24 protein-coding genes and 1 pseudogene are annotated in these 24,955 nt (G+C 72.7%); 18 read left to right on the top strand and 7 right to left on the bottom strand.

Annotated elements, in window-relative coordinates; translation table 11 throughout:
• Window positions 1–55 precede the first annotated feature (55 nt).
• The 8 genes from ACY34I_RS20460 to ACY34I_RS20425 all read left to right on the top strand — a co-directional run bounded on the left by ACY34I_RS20460 (window position 56) and on the right by ACY34I_RS20425 (window position 10,136).
• The gene (locus ACY34I_RS20460; protein WP_462756588.1) at window positions 56–1,822 is read left to right on the top strand and encodes a glycosyltransferase family 2 protein; all 1,767 of its coding nucleotides are present in this window, start codon (window positions 56–58) and stop codon (window positions 1,820–1,822) included.
• Complete coding sequence (locus ACY34I_RS20455; protein WP_462756586.1) at window positions 1,819–2,985, top strand: glycoside hydrolase family 26 protein; 1,167 nt, start codon at window positions 1,819–1,821, stop codon at window positions 2,983–2,985. Before ACY34I_RS20460 ends, ACY34I_RS20455 begins: the two co-directional genes overlap by 4 nt.
• A gap of 17 nt (window positions 2,986–3,002) precedes the next feature.
• Window positions 3,003–4,184, top strand: a complete 1,182-nt coding sequence (locus ACY34I_RS20450) for a glycoside hydrolase family 26 protein (protein ID WP_462756584.1) — start codon at window positions 3,003–3,005, stop codon at window positions 4,182–4,184.
• A gap of 58 nt (window positions 4,185–4,242) precedes the next feature.
• Entirely contained in the window at window positions 4,243–5,400 is a 1,158-nt protein-coding gene (locus ACY34I_RS20445) for a glycoside hydrolase family 26 protein (protein ID WP_462756581.1), read from the top strand.
• 199 nt (window positions 5,401–5,599) lie between these two features.
• Window positions 5,600–7,879 (top strand): FAD-dependent monooxygenase, encoded by a 2,280-nt coding sequence (locus ACY34I_RS20440; RefSeq protein WP_462756580.1) that lies wholly within the window; start codon window positions 5,600–5,602, stop codon window positions 7,877–7,879.
• A gap of 23 nt (window positions 7,880–7,902) precedes the next feature.
• Window positions 7,903–8,196 carry a putative quinol monooxygenase gene (locus tag ACY34I_RS20435; RefSeq protein ID WP_462756578.1) on the top strand — a complete coding sequence of 98 codons (294 nt, stop codon included), beginning with the start codon at window positions 7,903–7,905 and terminating at the stop codon, window positions 8,194–8,196.
• On the top strand, window positions 8,193–9,419 hold the full coding sequence (locus tag ACY34I_RS20430) for a cytochrome P450 family protein (RefSeq protein WP_462756577.1): 1,227 nt from the start codon (window positions 8,193–8,195) through the stop codon (window positions 9,417–9,419). Before ACY34I_RS20435 ends, ACY34I_RS20430 begins: the two co-directional genes overlap by 4 nt.
• Window positions 9,420–9,473: 54 nt before the next feature.
• A complete protein-coding gene (locus tag ACY34I_RS20425) occupies window positions 9,474–10,136 on the top strand; it encodes a TcmI family type II polyketide cyclase (RefSeq protein WP_148797613.1) in 663 nt (220 codons plus the stop codon).
• 45 nt (window positions 10,137–10,181) lie between these two features.
• On the opposite strand, the gene ACY34I_RS20420 is transcribed toward ACY34I_RS20425, so the two are convergent.
• Window positions 10,182–10,349: a hypothetical protein gene (locus ACY34I_RS20420; protein ID WP_187413517.1), complete on the bottom strand. Its 168-nt coding sequence runs from the start codon at window positions 10,347–10,349 to the stop codon at window positions 10,182–10,184.
• A gap of 167 nt (window positions 10,350–10,516) precedes the next feature.
• On the opposite strand from ACY34I_RS20420, the gene ACY34I_RS20415 reads away from it, so the two are divergent.
• Complete coding sequence (locus ACY34I_RS20415; protein ID WP_462756576.1) at window positions 10,517–10,900, top strand: DUF1622 domain-containing protein; 384 nt, start codon at window positions 10,517–10,519, stop codon at window positions 10,898–10,900.
• 40 nt (window positions 10,901–10,940) lie between these two features.
• Window positions 10,941–11,417 (top strand): macro domain-containing protein, encoded by a 477-nt coding sequence (locus ACY34I_RS20410; RefSeq protein WP_462756575.1) that lies wholly within the window; start codon window positions 10,941–10,943, stop codon window positions 11,415–11,417.
• Between the two features lie 44 nt (window positions 11,418–11,461).
• Here the strand turns inward: ACY34I_RS20410 and ACY34I_RS20405 are convergent, their stop codons facing one another.
• The 3 genes from ACY34I_RS20405 to ygiD all read right to left on the bottom strand — a co-directional run bounded on the left by ACY34I_RS20405 (window position 11,462) and on the right by ygiD (window position 13,639).
• Window positions 11,462–12,214 (bottom strand): hypothetical protein, encoded by a 753-nt coding sequence (locus ACY34I_RS20405; RefSeq protein ID WP_462756574.1) that lies wholly within the window; start codon window positions 12,212–12,214, stop codon window positions 11,462–11,464.
• Complete coding sequence (locus tag ACY34I_RS20400; protein WP_462756573.1) at window positions 12,211–12,684, bottom strand: RNA polymerase sigma factor; 474 nt, start codon at window positions 12,682–12,684, stop codon at window positions 12,211–12,213. The genes ACY34I_RS20405 and ACY34I_RS20400 overlap by 4 nt, the downstream gene beginning before the upstream one ends.
• 85 nt (window positions 12,685–12,769) lie before the next feature.
• On the bottom strand, window positions 12,770–13,639 hold the full coding sequence (gene ygiD, locus ACY34I_RS20395) for a 4,5-DOPA-extradiol-dioxygenase (protein ID WP_462756572.1): 870 nt from the start codon (window positions 13,637–13,639) through the stop codon (window positions 12,770–12,772).
• Between the two features lie 159 nt (window positions 13,640–13,798).
• On the opposite strand from ygiD, the gene ACY34I_RS20390 reads away from it, so the two are divergent.
• A complete protein-coding gene (locus ACY34I_RS20390) occupies window positions 13,799–15,862 on the top strand; it encodes a heavy metal translocating P-type ATPase (protein WP_462756571.1) in 2,064 nt (687 codons plus the stop codon).
• 21 nt (window positions 15,863–15,883) lie between these two features.
• Window positions 15,884–16,186, top strand: a complete 303-nt coding sequence (locus tag ACY34I_RS20385) for a GNAT family N-acetyltransferase (protein WP_462756570.1) — start codon at window positions 15,884–15,886, stop codon at window positions 16,184–16,186.
• Window positions 16,187–16,190: 4 nt separating this feature from the next.
• Here the strand turns inward: ACY34I_RS20385 and ACY34I_RS20380 are convergent, their stop codons facing one another.
• Window positions 16,191–16,574, bottom strand: a complete 384-nt coding sequence (locus ACY34I_RS20380) for an ArsR/SmtB family transcription factor (RefSeq protein WP_462756569.1) — start codon at window positions 16,572–16,574, stop codon at window positions 16,191–16,193.
• 82 nt (window positions 16,575–16,656) lie between these two features.
• Here ACY34I_RS20380 and ACY34I_RS20375 point away from each other — a divergent pair, with 82 nt between their 5' ends.
• The 6 genes from ACY34I_RS20375 (at window position 16,657) to ACY34I_RS20350 (ending at window position 22,208) form a co-directional block, all read left to right on the top strand.
• A complete protein-coding gene (locus tag ACY34I_RS20375) occupies window positions 16,657–18,687 on the top strand; it encodes a heavy metal translocating P-type ATPase (RefSeq protein ID WP_462756567.1) in 2,031 nt (676 codons plus the stop codon).
• A gap of 93 nt (window positions 18,688–18,780) precedes the next feature.
• Window positions 18,781–19,182 (top strand): TOBE domain-containing protein, encoded by a 402-nt coding sequence (locus tag ACY34I_RS20370; RefSeq protein ID WP_462756566.1) that lies wholly within the window; start codon window positions 18,781–18,783, stop codon window positions 19,180–19,182.
• A gap of 11 nt (window positions 19,183–19,193) precedes the next feature.
• On the top strand, window positions 19,194–19,961 hold the full coding sequence (gene modA / locus ACY34I_RS20365) for a molybdate ABC transporter substrate-binding protein (protein WP_462756610.1): 768 nt from the start codon (window positions 19,194–19,196) through the stop codon (window positions 19,959–19,961).
• Window positions 19,958–20,758: an ABC transporter permease gene (locus ACY34I_RS20360; RefSeq protein ID WP_462756565.1), complete on the top strand. Its 801-nt coding sequence runs from the start codon at window positions 19,958–19,960 to the stop codon at window positions 20,756–20,758. The genes modA and ACY34I_RS20360 overlap by 4 nt, the downstream gene beginning before the upstream one ends.
• Window positions 20,755–21,816, top strand: coding sequence for an ABC transporter ATP-binding protein (locus ACY34I_RS20355; protein WP_462756564.1), 1,062 nt, complete (start codon window positions 20,755–20,757; stop codon window positions 21,814–21,816). The genes ACY34I_RS20360 and ACY34I_RS20355 overlap by 4 nt, the downstream gene beginning before the upstream one ends.
• Window positions 21,817–21,926: 110 nt before the next feature.
• Window positions 21,927–22,208 (top strand): hypothetical protein, encoded by a 282-nt coding sequence (locus tag ACY34I_RS20350; protein ID WP_462756563.1) that lies wholly within the window; start codon window positions 21,927–21,929, stop codon window positions 22,206–22,208.
• Window positions 22,209–22,264: 56 nt separating this feature from the next.
• Here ACY34I_RS20350 and ACY34I_RS20345 read toward each other — a convergent pair whose 3' ends face one another.
• Window positions 22,265–24,073, bottom strand: coding sequence for a sulfatase-like hydrolase/transferase (locus ACY34I_RS20345; protein ID WP_462756561.1), 1,809 nt, complete (start codon window positions 24,071–24,073; stop codon window positions 22,265–22,267).
• 152 nt (window positions 24,074–24,225) lie between these two features.
• A pseudogene (locus tag ACY34I_RS20340) lies at window positions 24,226–24,927 on the bottom strand (CDP-alcohol phosphatidyltransferase family protein); the annotation flags it as partial.
• Window positions 24,928–24,955: the final 28 nt, after the last annotated feature.

The following is a 24,955-nucleotide window of genomic DNA, read 5'->3' as shown; positions in this document are numbered from 1 at the left end:
CGACCGTCGCCTGCTGAACATCAAGGCGCGCCTCGCGTACGCGAAGTGCGGGGCGGTGGCGGGACCGCTGGTCGCCCCGCGGCACCCACGGGCCCCGGTCGAGTTCCGCCCTGTCGCCTCGCCCGCGGCCCGGCTGATCCTGACGCTGCTCGTCCTGGTCAACAGCGCGGCCGGGCTGGTGCTCATCGGGTGGCTGCTGCTGCCTCAGCACGTACCCGGATCGGGCGTGCTCGGGCTCGGCGGCTGGCAGACGGTGGCGGCCCGGCTCGGCTTCTGCGTGGTCGTCGGGGTCGAGCTGATCCGCCTCGCGCAGAACGTGGTCGTCTGGGTGTTCGCCTACTACGCCAAGGACCCGGTCCCGGTCGACCCGCCGGTCGGCCTGCGGGTGGCGTTGCTCACCACCATCGTGCCCAGCAAGGAGCCGATCGACGTGGTCGAGCGCACCCTGGGGCGGCTGCGCCAGCTGGTGTACTGCGGCCAGGTGGACGTCTGGATCCTCGACGAGGGCGACGATCCGGCGGTGCGGGAGATGGCCGCGCGGCTCGGCGTGCACCACTTCAGCCGCAAGGGCCGCCCCGAGTACAACCAGCCGAGCGGTGAGTTCCGCGCCAGGACGAAGTCGGGCAACCACAACGCCTGGCGGGCCGAACACGAGCACCGGTACGACGTGGTCGCCAACGTCGACCCGGACCACGTGCCGCTGCCGAACTTCCTGGAACGCACGCTCGGATACTTCCGCGACCCGGACGTCGCCTTCGTGGTCACGCCGCAGGTCTACGGCAACATGCACCAGAACTTCGTCGCGCACGGCGCCTCGGTGCAGCAGTACCTCTACAACGGCCTGATCGCGCGGGGCGGGAACGGCCTGGACGCCCCGCTGCTCACCGGCACCGGCCATCTCTACCGGCCGGCGGCGTGGCGGACCATCGGCGGCTACCAGGACTCGATCATCGAGGACCACCTGACCAGCATCCGGATCCACTCGGCCGTGAACCCGGAGACGGGCAACCAGTGGAAGGGCGTCTACACGCCGGACGTGGTGGCCCTCGGGGAGGGCCCGACGTCGTGGGCGGACTACTTCAACCAGCAGAAGCGCTGGGCGGCCGGCATCTGCGAGATCCTGGTACGCCCGGAGCTGCGCGCGCCCCGCGAGCTGGGCGCGCGGCGGCGCTGGCAGTACCGCCTGCTCCAGTTCTACTACCCGAGCGTGGCGGTCAGCCTGCTGCTGGGCAACCTCGCCACGGCCCTCTACCTGCTCACCGGGGTGAGCTCCACCAAGGTCGACGCCGCCGTGTGGTCGGTGCTGTGGGGTTCGAGCATCGTCACCTGGTTCGTGCTGTGGCTCTGGCTCCGCCGCTTCAACATCGCGCCCCACGAGCGGGAGGAGATCGGCATGGTCGGCATGGCCCTGGCGCTGTTCGCCGGGCCCGTCTACGTGGCCGCGGCCGTCGGCGCGCTGCTGCGGCGCAAGCTCGGGTTTGTGGTGACGGCCAAGGGGAAGCTGCGCACCACCGAGTCGCTCGGCACCTTCCGCCTGCACCTGTGCTGGGCAGCCTGCGCCGCCGGCCTGCTCGGCGCGAGTTTCCTGCTCGACAACAGCTTCCCCCTGCTGCGGGTGTGGCCGGTGCTGACCCTCCTGACCGGGCTCGTCCCGCCACTGATCGCGCTCGTGTCGAACATCCGGGCCAACCGTGAGCAGCCCGACGAGACGGCCGAGCCCGCCAAGCCCGCCGAGCCCGCCGAGCCTGCCGCTCGCGCGGCTGACGGCGAGGAGCGCCACCCGCCGAAGTCACGGGTGGCGGCTGAGGGGGTGCTGCAGTGAGGAGGCTGACCGGGCCGCGGGTGCTGATGGTGTTGATCGGCGCGCTGCTGACCTACGCCTCCGCTTCGGCGCTCGCCACCACCTCCCGCAGCGGACAGGATGCCCCGTCCGGACGGGCGACGAAGACCGAACCGGGCCGAGGGCTGCCGGCCGGAGTCGCCCAACCCGCCGGGTCGCCCTCGGCTCGGCAACTCTTCCCGCCGCCCGGCAAGGCGTTCATCGGAGTGATGACCGAGAAGGGCCCGCACGACTTCACCGCGACGAACATGTTCGCGGCGGCCGCTAAGCACCAGCCGCAGGTGATGCTCTTCAGCTCCGGGTGGGCGGCCGACACGTTCGACCGGACGCTGTTCGACCAGATCAAGAACCGGGGCATGCTGCCGATGCTGGGCTGGGAGCCCTGGGACTACCGGTTGGGCGAAGCGGCCATCAGGAAGGGGCTGTCCGCCGAGGAGATCGACCGGGCACGCAATGAGCAGGCCCAGTACCGGTTGGCCAACATCGCGCGGGGGGACTTCGACGGCTACCTGCGGTCCTGGGCGGAAGGGATCAAGTCGCTCGGCTACCCGGTGGCCATCCGGTTCGCCCACGAGATGAACGGCTACTGGTATCCGTGGTGCGAGTCGGTCAACGGCAACCAGCCGGGTGACTACGTCAAGGCGTGGCGGCACGTACATGACCTGTTCCGGTCCGTCGGGGCCACCAACGTCACCTGGGTGTGGAGCCCGAACAACAGGTGGGACGACTCGACGCAGAAGATCGGCACGTTCTATCCGGGCGATTCGTATGTCGACTGGGTGGGCCTCTCGGGCTACTACAGCACGGTGTTCACCTCGGAGTACCGGTCCTTCGACACGATCTTCAAGCAGAGCATCGAGGAGATCCGGGCCTTCAGCAGCAAGCCGCTGGTCATCACCGAGACCGGTGCCTCCGACGCCAACGGGCGTAAGGCCGAGTGGATCACGGAAACCTTCCGGGCCCTGCCGAGCTACCCGGACATCATCGGTGTCATCTGGTTCGAGGTGAACAAGGAGAAGGAACTGGACTGGCGCATCGTCAGCTCACCGGCCGTGGCGAATGCCTTCGCCACGGCGGTCGCCGACCCTCGCTACCAGTTCACCTGGTCGCCGGACATGCTTCCGCGCACGAAACTGGAGGATTAGATGTCTGGGATTCGCCGATGATGAGGTTGAGTCTTCCGCGGGTGCTGATGGTGCTGATCGGCGCGTTGCTGCTGACGTACGCGTTCGCCATCGCACCGACCACCGCGTCCGGCGGCCGGGAGGACGGCCCGGCCGGCCGGCTGGTGCGGGCCGAGCCGGGTAGGCCGGCGCCCGCCGAGGCCAAGGCAATGGCGACGGACACACCGGTCCCGCCGCCGCGCCCGGCTGCGGAACTCTTCCCGCCGCCCGGCAAGGCGTTCATCGGGCTGATGACCGAGAAGGGCCCGCACGACTTCACCGCGACGAACATGTTCGCGGCGGCCGCTAAGCACGAGCCGCAGGTGATGCTCTTCAGCTCCGGGTGGGCGGCCGACACGTTCGACCGGACGCTCTTCGACCGGATCAGTGAGCGCGGCTTGCTGCCGATGCTGGGCTGGGAACCTTGGGACTACCTGGTGGACCAGGCGGCCCGCGAGAAGAACCTGCCCTCCCGCGAGATCGACAAGATCCGGTCCAACCAGCCGACCTACCGCCTGTCCCGCATCACGAGCGGGGACTTCGATCCCTACCTGCGCTCCTGGGCGGAAGGGATCAGGTCCCTCGGCTACCCGGTGGCCATCCGGTTCGCCCACGAGATGAACGGCGACTGGTACCCGTGGTCCGAGGCGACCAACGGCAACCGGCCCGGCGAGTACGTCCAGGCGTGGCGCCACGTGCATGACCTGTTCCGGGCCGTCGGAGCCACCAACGTCATCTGGGTCTGGAGCCCGAACGCCCGATGGGACAAGTCCACCGTGAAACTGTCCGACGTCTACCCGGGCGACGACTACGTCGACTGGGTGGGCGCCACCGGCTACTACGGCACGGGGGTCTTCACGGACTACCGGTCCTTCGACGCGATCTTCGGCCCTACCATCAGCGAGATCCGCGCGTTCAGCCGGAAGCCGATGGTCATCACCGAGACCGGTGCCACCGACGCGACCGGGCGCAAGGCCGAGTGGATCAAAGACGCCTTCCAGGCGCTGCCCCGGTACAAGGACATCATCGGCCTCGTCTGGTTCGAGGTGAACAAGGAACTCGACTGGCGGGTCGCCAGTTCCCCGGCCGTGGCGAAGGCGTTTGCCGACGCGGTCGCGGACCCTCGCTACCAGTTCGCCTGGTCGCCGGACTCGCTCCCGCGTACCACGGTCGACAACTAGACGTGCGCAGCACCGAGAACGGGGAAGTGCCATGGTAAGGCTGACCGCTCCACGGGTCGTGACGGTGTTGATCGGCACGTTGTTGCTGACCTACGCCTTCGCCGTCGCGCCGGCCACGACGTCCGGAACCCGGGACGAGCCCACGTCCGACCGGCTTGCGAAGACCGAACAGCGGGACTCGGTGGTGACCGCCGAAGCCAATGCGGTGGCGACGGATCCACCGATCGAGCCGCCCCGACCGGCGGTGGAGATCTTCCCGCCGGCGGGAAAGGCGTTCATCGGGGCCTTCACCCAGAAGGGCCCGTACGACTTCACCTCGCTGGACACCTTCACGACGGCCGCGAAACACCAGCCGCAGGTGATGCTCTTCAGCTCCGGGTGGGCGGCCGACACGTTCGACCGGGCGCCCTTCGACCGGATCAAGGACCGGGGCATGCTGCCGATGCTGGGCTGGGAGCCCTGGGACTACCGGTTGGACGAAACGGCCCGCCGGAAGCGGTTGCCCGCCCGCCAGATCGACAAGATCCGGTCCAACCAGCCGGCCTACCGCCTGTCCCGCATCGCGCGCGGGGACTTCGATCCCTACCTGCGCTCCTGGGCGGAAGGCATCAAGTCCCTCGGCTACCCGGTGGCCATCCGGTTCGCGCACGAGATGAACGGCGACTGGTACCCGTGGTGCGCGAAGGCCAACGGCAACCGGCCGGGCGACTACGTCAAGGCGTGGCGCCACGTGCATGACCTGTTCCAGGCCGTCGGAGCCACCGACGTCATCTGGGTGTGGAGCCCGAACGCCCGATGGAGCAGGTCGACCGTGAAACTCTCCGAGGTCTACCCGGGCGACGACTACGTCGACTGGGTGGGCGCCACCGGCTACTACGGCACCGGCGCCTTCTCCCGCTACCGCTCCTTCGACGCGATCTTCAACCCCACCATCACGGAGATCCGCGCCTTCACCAGGAAGCCGATGGTCATCACCGAGACCGGCGCCTCGGACGGCCACAAGCGCAAGGCCGAGTGGATCAGGCAGGCCTTCCAGGTGCTGCCCCGGCACAAGGACATCATCGGCCTCATCTGGTTCGAGGTGGACAAGGAACTGGACTGGCGCGTCGTGAGCTCTCCGGCCTCGGCGGCGGCCTTCGCCAAGGCGGTCGCCAACCCCCGATACCAGTTCAGCTGGTCCCCGGACATGGTCCTGCGTACCGGACTGGACGGTTAGCTCGTCGGTCCCCGACGCTGCCGCCGCCACCCGACGGGCCGTCCCCACGGCGTCACCGGTCGCGGACTTCCCGCCGCCGACCGGTGACGGCCGGTTGACGCGAACTCCGGCAGGGTGCGCAGGACGACGTCGTGGTGGTCCGGGCCCGCCGGCCTCGACAGGTCCACCGTCTCCCGCGTAGGCCGTCGAAGGAGACCTCATGATCAGAACGATGGTCCGGATGCGCGCGCGTCCGGGGTGCGAAGCCGCCGTGACGGCGGCGTGGCGCACGGCCGCCGGGCGGATCGCCGGCCTGGCCGGCAACCTCCGGCAGGAACTGCTGCTCGACGCCACCGACCCGCGCGTGTTCGTCGTCGTCACCGAGTGGGCCGACGAGTCGGCCCTGCACGACTACGAGAACGGGGGCGTCGCCGCGCGCTTCGCCGGCGCCGTCCGCCCGCTGGTCGAGCCGCCCGGACCGGGCAGCTACCGGGTGATGCGCGACCCCGACGGCACGGGCTCGGCGATCTTCGTGGACGTCGAGGTCATCGTGCCGGCCGCCCGGCTCGCCGAGTTCGAGCGCGGGTACGCCGAAGTCCTCACCCGGATGGCCGGGATACCCGGGTACGTGCGCGAGGACCTGCTGCGCGAGCCCGACTCGGACGTCTTTCACATCTTCGCTGAATGGAACAGCGAAGCCGAGTTCTACCGCTGGATCGGCGACCCGGCACACGCCGAGCAGGAGGCCGGACCGATCGCACCGTTCCTTCTCGACTTCCGGCGCCGCCTCTTCCACGTCGCGGCCGAGTCCGGGAGCACATGGGCACCGAGTACGGGCAGGGAGGCCGACGTGGACAGGACAACGGACGTACTGGTCGTCGGGGCGGGACCCACCGGGCTGACCGCCGCCGTCGAGCTGGCCCGGCGCGGCATCGAGTGCCGGGTGATCGACAAGCTGGCCACCCCGCCCGGGCAGGCGGACAAGGCGATCGGCGTGCACTGCCGCACGATGGAGCTCTGGGAGGACCAGGGCATCGTGCGGGAGGCCATGGACGCCGGGATCTGGCTGACCGGCAACATGGTGTTCGTCAACGGTGTGGAGACCCACCGGATGAGCTGGGAGCTGCCCGAGCTGCCGTACGCGCACCTCGGCCTGCCCCAGTACGAGACCGAGCGGATCCTCACCGAACGGCTCGCCACCCTCGGCGTACGCCCGCAGCGCGGCGCCGAGCTGGTCACGTTCACCCAGGACGACGACGGCGTGCTGGCCACGGTCGCGACCGCCGACGGCGGCCGGGAGACGATCCGAGCGAAGTACCTGGTCGGCTGCGACGGCGCGCACAGCCGGGTCCGCGAACTGCTCGGGTTGACCTTCACCGGCGGGCTCGGCCGGTTCCCGCAGCTGTTCATGCTCGGCGACGTCGACGTGGACTGGGACATGCCCGACGGCCACCTGCTCCGCTTCCTGCACGAGACCGACGGCCGGATGGACGGAATGCTGGTCTGCGTCCCGCTGCGCGGCGAGGCCCGGTACCGGATCGCCACGCTCGCGCCACCCCGGTTCTTCGCCCAGACCGGCGGCCAGGACGCCCCGCCCGGGTTCAGCGAGGAGCTGGCCGCACCGACCCTCGCCGACGTCCAGGCCGCGCTCGACCACCTGGCGCCGCCCGGCACCCGGGCGTCGAACCTGCGCTGGTCGTCGGTGTTCCGGATCAGCCACGGCATCGTCGACCGCTACCGCGACGGCCGGGTGTTCGTCGCCGGCGACGCGGCGCACCTGCACCCGCCCGCCGGCGGCCAGGGCATGAACACCGGGATCCAGGACGCCTGGAACCTGGCCTGGAAGCTGGCCCTGGCGGTACGCGGACTCGCCGCGCCCGGGCTGCTCGACAGTTACGAGACCGAACGGCGCCCGGAGGGCGAGGAGATCGTCGGGCGCGCGGTCCGGATGGCGTTCACCGACGAGCTGGACCGCGAGGACCTGAAGCGCCAGTTCCTCCAGGAGATGTCCATGCTGCTCAGCTACGCGGACAGCCCGCTGGTCGGCGAGTGCCTGACCGATCCGGACGCGCTCCGCACCGGCCCGCGGCCCGGCGACCGCGCCCCCGACGTCGCCGGCCTGCGCCGGCAGGGCGTCGGACACCCGCTGCGCCTGCGCGACCTCACCCGCGGCACCCGGCACACCCTGCTGGTGTACGCGGACGGCTCCGCCGACGACGCGGCGCTGGCCACGGTGGAGAAGCTGTACGCCGAGGTCCGCGGCCAGAGCGCCGGGGAGGTCGACGGGTACCTGCTGCTCAGCCCGGACGCCCCCGCGCCGCGGCTGCTCGCGCCGCCGGTGGTCCGCGACGACGACGGCGGGTTCCGCGCCACGTACGGCGTCACCGGCACCGCCCTGTACCTGATCCGCCCGGACGGGCACGTCGGGTTCCGCAGCCAGCCGATCGACGCCGACGCGCTCCGCAAGCACCTGCACCTGGTCTTCGGCGGTGCGAAGTGACCAGGGTGCGCACGGTGCTCGCGATGCGGACCAAGGAGGGCTGCGAGGACCGTTTCGAGGCGGAGTGGCTCTCGGCCGCCGAGGCGATCCGCACGCTGGACGGCTGCCTGCACCAGGACCTGGTCCGCGACGCCGACGACCCACGCAGCTATCTGATCATCAGCGACTGGGCCGACCGGGAACGGTTGGACGCGTTCGGCCGCAGCGAGCACCGGGACCGGCTCCTGCGCATGATCCGTGAGCTGCGCGAATCCGCGCAACGGCACACCTACCAGGTGCTGCACAGCGTAGGCAGCGAGCTTGAGGAGACGAGATGACCGAGCAGGCCGTACCCGCGTCGGAGTTCTACACCGACGAGTTCGCCGCCGACCCGTATCCCAGCTTCGCGCGGCTACGGACCGACCGGCCCGTGTGTCCGGTCAGCTCGCCCCGCTTCGACCAGTACCTGATCACCAGGTACGACGACGCCAAGACCGCGCTGACCGACCCGCGGCTGTCCAAGGACCTCTACGGCCCCGGGCAGCACTACCTGCGGCTCTTCGGGCCGAACTCCGAGGGGCTGAACAAGAACATGCTCAACTCGGACCCGCCGGAGCACACCCGGCTGCGCCGGATCATCTCGCAGGCGTTCGCGCCGCGCCGGATCGAGGCGCTGCGGCCGCGGGTGGCGCAGATCGTGGACGGCCTGCTCGACAAGATCGTCCCGCAGGGTCAGGCCGAGTTGATGCACGAGTTCGCGATCCCGCTGCCGATGATGGTGATCTGCGAGCTGCTCGGCATCCCCGCGGCCGACCACACGCGGGTGCTCGACTGGACCCAGGTGATCCGCACCTCCGGGTCCTCCCGCCGCCCTCCGCAGGAGGAGCGGGCGGCCGTGCAGGAGGCCCAGCTGAAGCTGCACGACTACCTCGTCGACCTCATGCAGGCCAAACGGGCGCACCCGGCCGACGACATCATCGGCGCGCTGATCGACTCCTGTGACCGGGAGGGGGCGCTGTCCGAGGCGGAACTGGTCACCACCACGTTCCTGTTGCTGTTCGCCGGGCACCAGACGACCGCGGACTTCCTCGGCAACGCCACGCTCGCCTTGTTGACCCATCCCGAGCAGCTCGAACTGCTGCGTACCACGCCGCAGCTGCTGCCGGCGGCGATCGAGGAGCTGCTCCGGTTCGACGGCCCGTTGCCGGTGGCCAGCCCGCGGATCGCCACCGAGGACGTCGAGTACGAGGGGATGTGCATCCCGCGCGGGTCGATCGTCGGCGTGGTGATCAACTCGGCCAACCACGACCCGGCGCACTTCGCCGACCCCGATCAGCTGGACGTGCGGCGGGTGCGCGGCCCGCACCTCGGCTTCGGTCACGGCGTCCACTACTGCCTGGGCGTCTCGCTGGCCCGGATGGAGGCGCAGATCGGCCTCGGGGCGCTGCTGCGCCGGTTGCCCGGGCTGCGGCTCGCCGTGCCGCTCGCCGAGGTGCGCCGGCTGCCGGCCGCGTCGCCGTTCCGGGGCCTGCTGGAACTTCCGGTCACCTTCTCCGCCTAGCACCTCCGCGTCCTCGTACGCCCCCGCCACATCCCATCCACCCAAGGAGCAGCCATGGTCTTCCGGAACGTGATCGTCTGCCGCATGGTCCCCGGCAGCGAGAAAATCGTCGGCGACGTCTTCGGCCACTACGACAAAACCACCCGGCCGCAGGACCTCGGCGTCATCGGGCGGATCCTGCTGTCGCACCACGACCTCTACCTCCACGTCATCGAACGCAAGCAGGACCCGAAGGTGTCCGGCCAGACCCGCGGGCTGCCCGCGTTCCAGCAGATCGCCGAGGCCATCGCCCCCTACGTGACGCCGTACCCGAGGTACTGGACGAACCCGTCCGACTCGGTGGCGAAGGAGTTCTACCGGTGGGTGCCGGACGGGAAGGAACCCGAGGACACCACGCTGACCGTGATCGTGGGCCGGATCAAGCCCGGCGCCGAGCCCGACGTGGCGCGCGTCTTCGCCGAGTCCGACGCCGGCCCGCTCCCCGCCGAGCTGGGGGTCACCGGCCGCTGGCTGTACGCGATCGACGACGTCTACGTGCACCTGCTGGAGCAGGACGCGTCGCTCGCCGAGGCCACGCGGCACAACCACGACAAGCCGGCGTTCAGCAAGGTGATGGAGGATCTCAGCCCGTACATCAGCCCGTACCGTCCGGACCTGTGGCGCGGGCCGCAGGACTCGGTGGCCAAGCCGTACTACCGCTGGCGCGCGGAGGACTGAGCGGCACGACCGCGGTGGGGGCGCCCGCAGGCGCCCCCACCGTCGTCACTCGTCGACGACGGTGTCCGTCTCGCCGTCGTGCTGGAACCGGACGGGCTGGTGCTCATCGGGCCGTGGGTTCTGGGACGGGGTGTGGTGCGGGTCCCCGTCCGGGGAGAAGAGCACGTCGTCGGTCTTGTGGCTCTTCTCGCGATCCTCTTCCGGGTCCGTCACGTCGCGCTCCTCGCCAGCTGCGCCTCGCCTGTGTTCCCACCCTAGGTGGGCGGGCCGGGCCGCCGCAGGCTTTCCCCGCCGCCCCACCCGAACTGCCGAAACCGCCCCGAAGGTGCCTGCGATGCGGAATGGTGGGTGCCGCAGCGAGCCGGGTGCGGGGGTGCGGGGTGCCGATCAGGGAGATCATCCAGCTGATCGGCGCGTTCCTGGACCTCGCCGGGGTGCTGGTCATCGCCGTGGGCGCCACCATGGCCACGGTCGTCTTCGTGCGTGGCTGGTGGCGGACCCGCCGGCTGATCGACGTCTACCCGCCCTACCGGCAGGGCGTCGGGCGGGCCATCCTGCTCGGCCTGGAGTTCCTGGTTGGCGGCGACATCATCCGTACCGTGGCGGTCTCGCCCACCTTCGCCAGCGTCGGCGTGCTGGCCCTGATCGTGCTGGTCCGGACCTTCCTCAGCATCTCGCTGGAGGTGGAACTCGCGGGCCGGTGGCCCTGGCAGGGCCGGAATCCGGTGACCCGCCCGGGCATCGGCTCCGGGCCGGTGCGGTAATTCGGGGCGCCTGTCGTACCCGACGGGCAGGATAGCGGCCGTGACGCCGCTGACGATCATCAAGGGAGACGCGACGAGCCCGCAGGCCAAGGGCCGCAAGGTGATCGCACACCTCTGCAACGACCTGGGTGGCTGGGGGAAGGGCTTCGTGCTGGCGATTTCCCGTCGCTGGCCGGAGCCGGAGCGGGACTACCGCGAATGGCACCGGCACCGCGCCGGCAACGACTTCGGCCTCGGCGCCACCCGCCTGGTCCGGGTCGCCCCGGACGTGTGGGTGGCGAACATGGTCGGCCAGCGCGGCATCCGGCGGGGCAGTGCCGGCCCACCGATCCGGTATGACGCGGTGGAGCGCTGCCTGTCCGCTCTCGCCGACCGGGTCGAGGAGCTGGGCGCGTCGGTGCACCTGCCCCGGATTGGCTGCGGCCTGGCCGGCGGGACCTGGCAGCGGGTGGAGCCGTTGATCCTGCGTACCCTCTGCGCCCGGGACATCCCCGTCACCGTCTACGACCACGACTGACCACCCCGCCGGCCGCGACGCTGAACGGCTGAGACGCCCTTGCGCTATGAGCGCTTGGCCATATCGCGCTCGCCACCAGGGATGGGTTGCCCGGTTGCGTCGAGCAGGGTGGCGATGATGCTCGTGGAGCGCTCGGGCACGTCGAAGGCGGCGTAGCGGGGCCCGTCCGGCCGCGCTGGCGTGGGCACCGTGGCGATTGTCTGGGTACCGGCGGCCGTGACAACCTTGATCGATCTCACGTTCGGGTGCACGGCCACCAGGTAGATCCGATCATCGGCGATGTCGACGCGGCCCCACACGAAGCGCGTCGGGTCGGCCAACCAGGCGGACTCATCGACGCCACACGTCGTGTGGTCCGCTTCCCGGACGATGGGGTCCCCGTAGGCGATGCCCACGGTGTTCCACTCCTTGCCCACGGTGTTCCGGTCTTCGGCCACGAGTTCGACGGCGGAAAGTGGGTGGCCACAGTCGTCAACCACCCGACCCGGAATCAGCCAGTAGCGCTCGCCGTGTGCGTCGCCGCTGAGCAGTGGGTTCTTCGGGGGAATCTGGTTGACGTACTCGGGGCCGAGAAGGAAACCCGCGGCGGTCAGCGGGATTACCAGGGCAGCCATGGCCAGAGCCACGCGGCGCCGGGTGCGTCGGGGCTTCCGCGCCGTTGCTGGCCTCTCCGGCGCGGCCGGGCTTTCCGGCATGGCGGTCGCGACGCTGTGCAGGCTGCGGCGCAGCCGCCGGTCGAGGTCGGGCGGGGCCAGGGGCCTGCGTCCGGCGCGGCGCCGGATGAAAATCGTCTTCATGCCAGAGCCTTCCTGAGGCGATCGAGGGCGCGCCGTAGGTCCGAGCGGATGGTGGCGGCGGGCCGGGAGAGGAGGTCAGCGATCTGCTGCAGTGGCAGATCGCTGTAGTAGTGCAGAACGACCACGGCGCGCTGCCGGTAGGGCAATCGCTGCACGTGAGCCCAGGTCTCGTCGATCTCCGGCTGTTCGGTAACTGGCTCGACTCGTGCGCGCAGGTGGAACAGACGCGCCCGAGCGCTGCGGCGATGCGCGTCCTGCGCCATGTTGACGATGGCGCGCTTGAGGTAGGGCACCGGCTCGTCGATCGACGACCAGCGGTTGAAGGCCGTGGCAAAGGCCTGCTGCACAAGGTCCTCGGCCTGTTCGCGCGAGCCGGTGAGCAGGTAGGCCAAGCGCAGCAGACTCACCCGATGCTCGCGATAGACGAACTCAGGTGGGGCAGGCGGCGTGGACGTCTGTACGTCGGTCACAACATCAGGTCGTCCCGGGGCCGCATTTCGTTGCAGTTTTCGGCGGGGCATGTGGCTGATCGCGCTACGCCGGCATGATCTGCGGTCAGATGTTGGCCGAGTCCGGCGGCACGTCCTTCGGCAGCGAGGGCACGCCGGCGGCCGGCTCCTCCTGGTGGCAGCGGAGCCCGAGCGTGTACGCCGTCATCGACAGCGACCCGTACGCGTACCCGTCGACCAGCACGTCCGGCCGGCCGTCGGCGGCGCCGGCCAACCCGGCCAGATAGAGCAGCGGGATGAAGTGGTCCGGGGTCGGCACGGCCAGGTCGAAGTCGCGGTGCCCGTCCAGCCGGGCCGCCTCGGTCGGTTGGTCACGCATGATGTTCCGGGCCGCGTCGTCGAAGCGCCGCGCCCAGTCGAAACCCTCGTCGGTGAGCCGCGGGTCCACCCCACCCAGGTTGTGCACCACGTTGCCGCTGGCCACGACGAGGACGCCGCGCTCGCGCAGCGGCGCGAGCCGGGCGCCGAGGTCGAGGTGGTAGTCCAGCGGCTTGAACGCGTTGATGCTGAGCTGCACCACCGGGATGTCCGCGTCGGGGAAGGCGTGCGTCAGCACCGACCAGGTGCCGTGGTCGATGCCCCACGAGTCGAGGTCGGCGCCGACCCAGGTGGGATGCACCGTGTCGCTGATCTCCTCGGCCAGTTCGGGCAGCCCGGGCACCGGGTAGCGCACGTCGAACAGCGCCTGCGGGAAGCCGTAGAAGTCGTGGATGGTGCGCGGCCGGGGCATCGCCGTGACGGCGGTGGCGCCGATGTACCAGTGGGCGGAGACCACCAGGATCGCCCGGGGCCGGGGCACCGCTTGGCCGAACTCCCGCCAGGCGGCCGTGTAGCGGTTGACCTCCAGGGCGTTCATCGGATTGCCGTGCCCGAAGAACGCCGCCGGCATCACCGTCTCCGTCGTCTGGCTGCTCATGCCGCCCCCCGGCTCGTCGTGAGCCGAGGGTAACCCGCGGCGCGCGTCCCTGCCGGCGCGCTGCCCTCCCCGGCACCCGTTGGTCCGGTCTCCCGTTTGGCCCGGCTGCGGTGCGCCGGGAACGTAGCGTGCGAAGGGAATCCGCGGGAGGCGAGGCCGGTGGAGCACAGCGGCGGGCAGCACGGCGGCACCCGTGCCGCGAACCCGCAGCACCGGCACGACGAGCACGCCGGCCACGACCCGGCGATGTTCCGCCGCCGGTTCTGGCTCTGCCTGGCGCTGACCGTCCCGATCCTGGTCACCAGTCACCTGGTGATGAGCTGGCTGCACTACTCGCTCGACGTCCCGGGCGTGTCGTGGGTGGGCCCGGTGCTCGGCTCGGTGGTGTTCGGCTACGGCGGTTGGCCGTTCCTGGTCGGGGCCGTCCGGGAGGTGCGGGACCGGGCGCCCGGCATGATGCTCCTGATCGGGATGGCGATCACCGTGGCGTACCTCGCCTCGGTGGCGACCACCGTCGGCGTCTTCCACCTCGACTTCTGGTGGGAGCTCGCCGCGCTGGTCACCATCATGCTGTTCGGCCACTGGCAGGAGATGACGGCGATCGGTCAGGCGCGCGGCGCCCTGGCCGCGCTGGCCGCCCTGCTGCCCGACGAGGCCGAGCGGGTCGGGCCGGACGGCGCCGGGCAGCGGGTGGCGGTGGCCGAGCTGCGGCCGGGTGACCTGGTGCTGGTCCGCCCCGGCGGGCGGGTACCCGCGGACGGGCACGTCGTCGAGGGCGCCGCCGAGCTGGACGAATCGATGATCACCGGGGAGTCGCGGCCGGTGCCGCGTGGGACCGGGGACCGGGTGGTGGCGGGCACGGTGGCCACCGACTCGGCCCTGCGGGTACGCGTCGACGCGGTGGGGGAGGACACCGCGCTGGCCGGCATCCAGCGGCTGGTCGCCCAGGCGCAGCAGGCCGGCGGCCGGGCCCAGGCGCTCGCCGACCGGTTCGCCGCGTGGCTGGTCTACGTCGCCACCACGACCGCGCTGGTCAGCCTGGTCGTCTGGGCCGCGCTGGGTCGGGTCGACGAGGCCGTGGTACGCACCATCACCGTGCTGGTGATCTCCTGCCCGCACGCCCTGGGCCTGGCCATCCCCCTGGTCATCGCCCTGTCGACCAGCGTGGCGGCCCGGGTCGGGATCCTGGTGAAGGACCGCCTGTCGCTGGAGCGGATGCGCAGCGTGGACGCGGTGCTGATCGACAAGACGGGCACGCTCACCAAGGGCCAGCACACGGTGACCGGCGTCGCCGCCGCCGACGGCGTCGCCGAGGACGAGGTGCTGCGGCTGGCCGCGGGGGTGGAGGCCGACAGCGAGCACCCGCTCGCGCGGGCCATCGTCGCGGCGGCCCAGCGGGTCGGCCCGGCCGCCGGCACCGACTTCCGCTCGCTGCCGGGACGCGGGGTGCGGGCCACCGTGGCCGGGACGGCGTACGCGGTGGGTGGGCCCGCCCTGCTGCGGGAACTGCCCGCCGAGGTTCCGGACGGGCTGCGCCGCGCCGACGCGGAGTGGGCGGCGCGGGGTGCCGCCGTGCTCTACCTGGTCCGCCTCGACGACGCCGCGCGGGTCGTCGGTGCGCTGGCGCTGGAGGACGAGGTACGCCCCGAGGCCCGCGAGGCCATCGTCGAGCTGCGCCGGCTCGGGGTCCGGAAGATCGCGATGATCACCGGCGACGCCCGCGCGGTGGCGGAGGCGGTCGCGGCCGACCTCGGGTTCCGGCCCGGCGTGGACGAGGTGTTCGCCGAGGTGCTGCCCGCCGACAAGGACGAGATCGTGGCTGGCCTGCGGGAGCGCGGCCACCGGGTGGCGATGGTGGGCGACGGTGTCAACGACGCGCCGGCGCTCGCCCGCGCCGATGTCGGGCTGGCCATCGGCGCCGGCACGGACGTGGCCATCGAGTCGGCCGGGGTGGTGCTCGCCTCCTCCGACCCGCGCGGTGTGCCGGCCGCGGTCCGGCTGTCCAAGGCGTCCTACCGAAAGATGGTGCAGAACCTGATCTGGGCGGCCGGCTACAACGTGGTGGCGATTCCGGTGGCCGCCGGTGTCTTCGCCTGGGCCGGTGTATCGCTCAGCCCGGCCGCCGCGGCCGTGCTGATGTCCGCGTCGACGATCGTCGTCGCCCTGAACGCCCAGACGTTGCGGTGGGTGCGGCTGACCCCCGGGGACCCGGGGGCCCGCTGACCGCCGTGGTTGGATGGTGGCGTGCAGTTCACCGTGACAGACGTGCCCGAGCGGGAGCGCTTCGAGGCGCGGGACGAGGCGGGCAAGCTCGCCGGGCTGGTCACCTACCAGCTGACCGGCAACATCATCGCCTACACCCACACGAAGGTCGATCCGGAGTTCGAGGGCCAGGGCGTGGGTTCGACCCTGGCTCGGACGGTGATGGAGGACGCGCGGGCCAAGGGCCGGACGGTGGTGCCGATCTGTCCGTTCCTCAGCGGGTGGCTCGAGAAGCACCCCGAGTACGAGAACATCGTGGTTCGGTCGACCCGCAAGATCAAATAGGTCGTCAGCGCGTCGCGCGTCCGGTCGGCGCGTGTGCCGCCAGGTCGCCACTGGCGTGGTCGGGCAGGTCGCGGTCGGTGTGGTCGGCGTGGAAGAGGGCCTCGGCGAGCAGTGCCCGCACGTGCACGTCGGCCGCCGAGTAGTAGACGAAGGTGCCCTCACGCCGGCCGCGTACCAGCCCGGCGAGGCGGAGCTTGGCCAGATGCTGGCTGACCGCGGTGGGTGCGGCGCCGACCAGTTCGGCCAGGCAGGCGACGGAGGACTCGCCCTGCAGCAGCGCCCAGAGGATCTTGATGCGGGTCGGGTCGGCGAGCATCCGGAAGCTCTCGGCGGCCAGGTGGACCTGCTCGTCCTCGGGCATCTGGAAGTCCGGTAGCGAGGTGTGCACGGGCCCAGCCTAGCCGTCCCCGACTGCTCGACTGCCCAGCTGACTGAATACCTGCGAACTCATGCAGGTAATGTGCGTCCTCGTGACCGTGACCACGCGTTCCGCGCCCGCCGGGGCGGCGACCGCTCCCGCCGCACGCCGCCCGGGCCTGGCGGCCCGGCTCTGGGCGTTGACGGAGATGCGCTGGGCGGCCGCGGCGCTGCTGCTCTTTGCCCTCGGCGGGATCGCCCAGCTCGCCGACGCGCCCGCCGCCGTCTGGTGGACGCTCTACCTCGCCTGCTACGCGGCCGGGGGCTGGGAACCGGCTCTGGCCGGCCTCCGCGCACTGCGCGACCGGACCCTCGACGTCGACCTGCTGATGATCGTCGCCGCGCTGGGCGCGGCCGGCATCGGCCAGGTGCTCGACGGTGCCCTGCTGATCGTCATCTTCGCGACCTCGGGCGCCCTGGAGGCGTTCGCCACCGCCCGCACGGCCGATTCCGTCCGCGCGTTGCTCGATCTCGCCCCCGAACGGGCCAGCCGGGTCCGCGGCGACGGGACCGAGGAGGTCGTACCCACGGCCGACCTCGACGTCGGGGACGTGATCCGGGTCCGGCCAGGCGAGCGGATCGGCGCCGACGCGGTGGTCGTCGACGGCCTCAGCGACGTCGACCAGGCCGGCATCACCGGTGAGCCGCTGCCGGCGCCGAAGCGCCCCGGCGACGAGGTCTTCGCCGGCACCGTCAACGGCGCGGGGACGTTGCTGGCCCGGGTGCACCGTCCGGCGGCCGAGTCGGTGGTCGCCCGGATCGTCGCCCTGGTGGAGGAGGCGTCCGCGACCAAGGCGCGCACCCAGCTCTTCATCGAGAAGGTGGAGCAGCGCTACTCCGTCGGCGTGGTGGTCGCCACCCTCGCCCTCTTCGCCGTACCGCTGGCCTTCGGCGCGGCACTGCAGCCGACGCTGCTGCGGGCGATGACCTTCATGATCGTCGCCTCGCCCTGCGCCGTGGTGCTCGCCACCATGCCGCCGCTGCTCTCCGCCATCGCGCTGGCCGGGCGGCACGGCGTCCTGGTCAAGTCAGCCGTCGTGGTCGAGCGGCTGGCCGGCACCGACCTGGTGGCGTTCGACAAGACGGGCACCCTGACCGATGGCACGCCGTGGGTCGCCGAGGTCCACCCGGTGCCCGGCGGGCCGGCCGAGGACGAGCTGCTGCGGCTGGCCGCTGCCGCGGAGCACCCGAGCGAACACCCGCTCGCCGGGGCGTTGCTGGCGACCGCCCGGGACCGCGGGCTCGCGCTGCCCGCCGCCGACGACTTCACCGCCACCCCGGGGCGCGGTGTGGCCGCGACCGTCGAGGGCCGGCGGGTGCTGGTCGGGAGCCCGGCGCTGCTCGACGAGGGCACCGCCGGCACGGATCGCACCGCGCGGGACCTGGTCGACGCGGTGCAGTCGGGTGGGCGTACCGCCGTGGTGGTCGTGGTGGATGGCGCGGTGGCCGGAATCCTCGGCCTCGCCGACCGGGTTCGGCCCGGTGCGGCGGAGGCGATCGCCGCCCTCAGCACAATCACCGACGCACCGCCGGCGCTGCTCACCGGCGACAACGCCGGCGCCGCCGCCCGGCTCGCCGCCGACACCGGCCTCGCCGAGGTGCACGCGGGCCTGCTTCCCGCCGACAAGGTGGACCGGGTCCGCGCCTACCAGCGCGACGGCCGGCGGGTGCTGCTGGTCGGCGACGGGGTCAACGACGCGCCGGCGCTGGCGGCGGCGGACACCGGCGTGGCGATGGGCCGGCACGGCTCCGACCTGGCCCTGCGCACCGCCGACGCCGTCCTCGTCCGCGACGACCTGGCCGCGCTGCCCGCGCTGGTCGCGCTGGCCCGGCGGGCCCGCCGGCTGGTGGTGGCGAACCTGGTGATCGCGGGGACCTTTATTGCGGTGCTGGTCACCTGGGACCTGGTCGGGCACCTGCCGTTGCCGCTCGGCGTCGCCGGCCACGAGGGCTCCACCGTCCTCGTCGGCCTCAACGGGCTGCGCCTGCTGCACTCGCGGGCCTGGCGGCGAGCCGGGGAGGGCCGGCGTACCGGACCGGCCGGCAGCGGGCTTCGTCGCGTCCGGCCGGCAGCCGACCGCTGACCGCAGGCACAACCCACTTGCGGGCTCATTCCTGGAATCTGCGGGAGCTCTGCGGTCTTCCCTGCCGCAGGTGCGAGCGGCTAGGGTGACCGCGTGACGGTGTTCCGGATCGGCGAGGCCGCCGAGTTGCTCGGGGTCAGCGCGGACACGGTCCGCCGCTGGATCGACGCCGGCCGGCTGGCGGCGAGCCGCGACGAGCACGGCCACCGGGTGATCGACGGAGTTGACCTGGCCGCGTTCGTCCGCGCCCCGGGGCACCCGGAGCTGTCCTCCGCGCGCAACCGGCTGCGCGGGATCGTCACCGCGGTGATCAAGGACACCGTCATGGCCCAGGTCGACATCCAGGCCGGGCCGTTCCGGATCGTGTCGCTGATGAGCCGCGAGGCGGTCGACGACCTCGACCTCCAGGTCGGCTCGGTGGCCGTCGCCGTGATCAAGTCAACCACCGTCGTGGTGGAACGCGCCCCCACCACGAAGGGGAGGACCAGCCCATGACCCTGCGGTGGATCCGCGCCACCCTCGCCGGGGTGGCGGCGCTGGCCCTCAGCCTGACCGGCTGCGGCGGCGACGAGCCGACCGCCCAGGACGGCGGCGGCCGGGTGACCGTCTTCGCCGCCGCCTCGCTCACCGAGTCCTTCACGACGCTCGGCCGGGACTTCGAGGCCGCGCACCCCGGCACCACGGTCGTCTTCAACTTCGCCGGCAGCTCGGCGCTCGCCACACAGATCACCCAGGGCGCCCCGGCCGACGTCTTCGCCGCCGCCTCGCCGGCCACCATGAAGACCGTCACCGACGCGGGCGACGCCGCCGGCGCCCCGGTCACCCTGGTCCGCAACCAGCTCGTCATCGCCGTACCCAAGGGCAACCCGCACCGGATCGCGGGCCTGGCCGACCTGGCCCGGCCCGGGGTGAAGGTGGCGCTCTGCGCCGAGCAGGTGCCGTGCGGTGCGGCGGCGAAGACGGCGCTGGAAGCCGCCGCCGTCGAGCTCACCCCGGCCACGCTCGAACAGGACGTCAAGGGCGCGCTGGCCAAGGTCAAGCTCGGCGAGGTCGACGCGGCGCTGGTCTACCGCACCGACGTCCGGGCGGCCGCCGCCGAGCTGGACGCGGTCGAGTTCCCCGAGTCCACCCGCGCGGTCAACGACTACCCGATCGTGGTGCTCAAGCGGGCCGGCAACCCGGCCGGCGCGCGGGCCTTCGTCGACCACGTCCGCTCTGCCGCGGGCCGGACCGTGCTCACCGCCGCCGGCTTCCAGGCCCCGCCGGACCAGTGACCCGTACCCCGCGCCCCCGGCAGCGGGTACCGCTGGCCCTGCTGCTCCCCGCCGGGCTCGGGCTGCTCTTCCTCGTCCTGCCGCTGGTCGGGCTGCTGGCCGGTACGCCGTGGAGCACGCTGCCCCGGCGGCTGGCCCAGCCGGGCGTGCTCACCGCGCTGCGGCTGTCGCTGGAGACCGCCACCCTCGCCACGCTGCTCTGCGTCGCCCTCGGCGTACCCCTGGCCTGGCTGCTGGCCCGGGTACGGTTCCCCGGCCGGCGGCTGATCCGGGCCCTGGTCACCGTGCCGCTGGTGCTGCCCCCGGTGGTCGGCGGGGTGGCGCTGCTGCTGGTGTTCGGCCGGCGCGGCCTGCTCGGCTCCTGGCTGGACGCCACCTTCGGGGTCACCCTGCCGTTCACCACCGCCGGGGTGGTGCTCGCCGAGGCGTTCGTCGCCATGCCGTTCCTGGTGATCGCCGTGGAGGGCGCGCTGCGCGGGGCCGACCCCCGGTACGAGGAGGCGGCCGCCACCCTCGGGGCCGGGCGCTGGACCACCTTCACCCACGTCACGCTGCCGCTGGTCGCCCCCGGTGTCGCGGCCGGGGCGGTGCTGTGCTGGGCCCGCGCGCTCGGCGAGTTCGGCGCGACGATCACCTTCGCCGGCAACTATCCCGGCCGGACGCAGACCATGCCGCTCGCCGTCTACCTGGCCCTGGAGACCGACCTGCAGGCCGCGATCGTGCTCAGCCTCATCCTGCTCACCGTCTCCGTCGCCATCCTTGCCGGCCTGCGCGACCGGTGGGTGAGCGCCCCGTGACCACCCCGCCCCTGCTCGACGCGCACCTGGTCGCCGACCGGGGCGCCTTCCACCTCGACATCCGGCTGCGGATCGCGGCGGGGGAGGTGGTCGCCCTGCTCGGCCCGAACGGCGCCGGCAAGACCACCGCCCTGCGTGCCCTGGCCGGGCTGCACCCACTCACCGCCGGGCACCTCACCCTCGCCCAGGTCGATCTCGACCGGCCCGACCGGCGGGTGTGGGTGCCGCCCGAGCGGCGGCCGGTGGGCGTGGTGTTCCAGGACTATCTGCTCTTCCCGCACCTGAGCGCACTCGACAACGTCGCGTTCGGGCCGCGCCGGCACGGCGCCGACCGGCGTACCGCCCGAGCCCGGGCGGGGGACTGGCTGGACCGGGTCGGCCTGGGCGGGCAGGCCCGGCACAAGCCGCGGCAGCTCTCCGGCGGGCAGGCCCAGCGGGTCGCCCTGGCCCGGGCCCTCGCCGTCGAGCCGACCCTGCTCCTGCTCGACGAGCCCCTCGCCGCGCTGGACGCGCGTACCCGGCTGGACACCCGCGCCGAACTCCAGCGGCACCTCGGCGACCACCCCGGCGCCACCCTGCTGGTCACCCACGACCCCCTCGATGCCCTGGTGCTGGCCGACCGGCTGGTCATCGTCGAGCACGGACGGGTGGTCCAGGAGGGCGACGCGGCAAGCGTCACCGCCCGCCCGCGCACCGACTACGTCGCCCGGCTGGTCGGCCTCAACCTGCACCGGGGCCGGGCCGACGGGCACCGGGTCACCGTCGGCGGGCTCACCCTCACCGCGGCGGACACGGTGCACGGGGACGCCTTCGTCGCCTTCCCACCCGCCGCCGTCGCGCTGCACCCGGTCCGCCCCGACGGCAGCCCGCGCAACGTCTGGCCGGCCACCGTGACCGGGGTGCAGCGGCACGGCGACAACCTGCGCGTCCAGCTCGACGGGCCGGTCGCGGTGGCCGCCGACGTCACCCCCGCCGCGGCCGCCCAACTGCGGCTGCACCCCGGCCAGCCGGTCTGGGCGGCGGTCAAAGCGGCGGAGACGCGGGCGTACCCGGCCTGAGAAACCCCTGAGTGACGGACGCCTCATGGACGGTCACCGGTCGGCCAGGGCAGGTTTGACGTCAAACTGCTCGGTCATCGGACGACGGAGTGACGACGAAAGGGGAAGGGGTGCCCGAGACGACCCGCATTCGGCCCAGTCACGACGCCGTACTGCCGGACGACGTGACCGACCCGCTGCTGTGGCGGGTGGCGTACGACGTGGCCGCCGCTCACCGACCCGACGCCACGGGCGCCTGCACCAGCCTGCTCTGCGTCGACCAGGGCGCGCCCTGCGCGCCGATGGTCTACGCCCGCCGGGCGATGCGGGTGGCCCGCGGCGGCGGACGGCGACCCGCGACCCGGGAGACGCCCGACCCGATGGCCAGCGACCAGCGGCGCGACGCCGCCTGACGACGGTGCGCCCGGCGACCCGCGGGGTCGCCGGCACTCGCCGTGGAGCGGCGGGCTCAGTGGGTCGGGCCGAAAGCGGCGAGGAAACGGTCCCGGAAGGCGTCCATCGGCCACACCGGGGCCTGCGGACCGGGGCGCAGGCCATCCTGCCAGCCCCAGCCGGCCACCCGGTCCAGCGCCCTCGGGTCCTTCGCCACGATGGTGATCGGCACGTCCCGGCTGGCGTGCTCGCCGGTCACCGGCGCCGCCGGCTGGTGGTCGCCGAGGAAGACCAGCACTAGGTCGTCCCCGCCGTACGTCAGCACGTACGAGACCAGGGTGCGCAGGGTGTACTCGATCGACTGCCGATAGCCGGCGCGGATCGCCACGCTGTCCCGCTGTACCGGGCCCTCGATCCGGGCCTGGTGGTAGATCGTGCCGTCGCCGACCGCCGTCCAGGGCACCGGCTGGGGGATCGCCGACCACGGCGAGTGGCTGGATATCAGCGGGATCTCCGCCATCAGCGGGGCGTGAGGCTTCGCCCGCTCCAGCCGCTGGAAGGTGGCCAGCGCGTACTGGTCGGGCATCGGCGCGTAGCTGAACCTGGGACCGCGGTAGGCGAGCCGCTCGGCGTCGTAGTAGCGGTCGAAGCCGAAGAACTTCCCCTCCGGCCACGGTTGGGTGGCGGCCGGCATCACCCCGACCGTCTGCCAGCCGGCCCGGTGGAACGCGCCGCCCAGCGTGAGCCGATCGCCGGCCAGCAGGGCGCGGTGACGCTGGTCGTTGTCGACCCACAGCCCGGAGAACAGCGTGTCGTGCGCCAGCCAGCTGCCGCCGCCGAAAGTGGGCGAGCGGAGGAAGCCGCTGCGGGCGTCGTACCCGGCCGCGCGCAGCCGGCGGTAGCCGTCGTCGAGCACCGCGTTGACGCCCGGCGCGAGCCCGGGCGCCTCGACGGCGTCCCGGCCGTAGCTCTCCACGAACGCGACCAGCACGTCCTTGCCGCGCAACCCGGTCAGCAGCCGGTCGCCGGGGACGTCCCGGTACGCGTCGACGGACGCCTCCCGGGCGAACGCGACACGGTCCCGCAGCCCGGCGCGGAACTGCCCGGCGTGCGCCGCGACCAGCCTGGTGGCGTCCCGGTCGGCGACCGGAACGCCGGCGAGCCGGACCCCGAACAGGGCACAGCCCAGCCACAGCACCGACAGCGCCGCGACCACCCGTACCGAGGCGGCCCGGTGCCGGGCGACAACCCGGGCCAGCCGCAGCGCACCCCGGGCCACCAGGACCGGCAGGCCGACGGCGAGCAGCAGCGCCCCGGCCGCTGCGGCGACCGCGCCGGCCAGGCCGACCGAGTCGGCCAGGAACCCGAAGCCGTCGTCGAACAGCCCCCAGTCGAGCAGCACGTCGAACGGGCGGTCGCGGGCCACGAAGAAGCCCATGTCCAGCAGCTTGAGCAGGACGAGCAGCCCGAGCACCCCGCCGAGCAGCAGCGCGACCGGCCGGCGGACCCGGGCCGGAAGCACCAGCAGCAGTCCCGCCGCGACCAGCCCCTCCAGCGGGATCCGCAGGAACGCGCCCAGTCCGAGCCGGTGCGGCTCGTCGGGTACGACCAGCGCCGCCAGCACCAGCACCGCGGCGAGCCCGCTGCCAGCCCCGGCCAGGATCCGGCGCCCCCGCGACGCCGCCACCTCGCGTGGCGCGGTCGCCTCCTCCGGCGTGATCGCCCCGCCCGGCAACATCGGCTCCTCCCGCAGGCCGGCCTCGCCCGGCAACGTCGGCTCCTCCGACGGTCCGACCTCGTCCGGTGAGGTTGCCGAGGCCGGGGTGCGGGCCGGCGGGACGGGCGGGCCCGCGGCCAGCCGCCGCCGGGAGATGAGGGGTGACACGGCGAGGTCCTTCCCTGCGGGGGTGAGCGGGGACGTCAGACCGGCTGGTGAGCGGCCATCCGGGCGGGACGACCGCCCTGCGCGGCCGGACCGACCGCATCGACGGGAACGGCCGCGGACGGTGCCCGCCGCACTGGGGCAAGCGCCCCGACCGAGGTGGTGGCGCGGGCCGGGCGGTGCCGCCACAGCCAGGCCACGTCACGGCCGAACGACTCGACCAGCAGGGCCAGCGCGCCGGCGACCAGCGCGGCGGCCGCCACCGGCGGCAGCAGGTGACTCGCCGCTACCGCCAGCACCACGCCCTGGACCGCCGCGACGACCTTGCGCCAGTACCGGGGCGGCAGGCTGCCGCGCATCCAGGGCAGCGCCCAACTCGCCGCGACGAAGGCGTACCGCATGCCGCCGATGGCCAGCACCCAGCCGCCGACCGACGGCGCCAGGTGGGCGCTGAGCACGAAAATCAGGAACGCGTCGACCTCCATGTCGAACCGCGCACCCAGGGCGCTCGCCGTGCCGGTGCGCCGGGCCACCAGGCCGTCGACCGCGTCCAGCGCCAGCGCCACGGCGGTGAGCGGAACCAGCACCGCCGGCGCCGGCCCGGCCCCGCCGGGCACCACGAGAGCCAGCACCCCGCCGACCAGCAGCGCCCGGGCGAGCGTCACCCGGTCGGCGGGACCGAGCCGCCGCGCGCCGCTCGCGCACAGGCCACGCCACAGCAAGCCGCAGAACACCCCGCCGTACGCCAGGCCAGCGGCCCAGCCCGCGACGCCGATGCCCACCGTGCCGGCGAGCCCGGCCAGCAGGACGAACTGGACGATCAGCCCGACCAGTGGGCCGTTTCGAACCGTGGACACCCTGCCTCCGTGTCTATGATCGACAACC

It is taken from the genome of Micromonospora sp. RTBAU3-60 (assembly GCF_054963695.1).
Note: the sequence above shows the minus strand (reverse complement) of the source record. Positions and strands in the feature narration are given on the sequence as shown.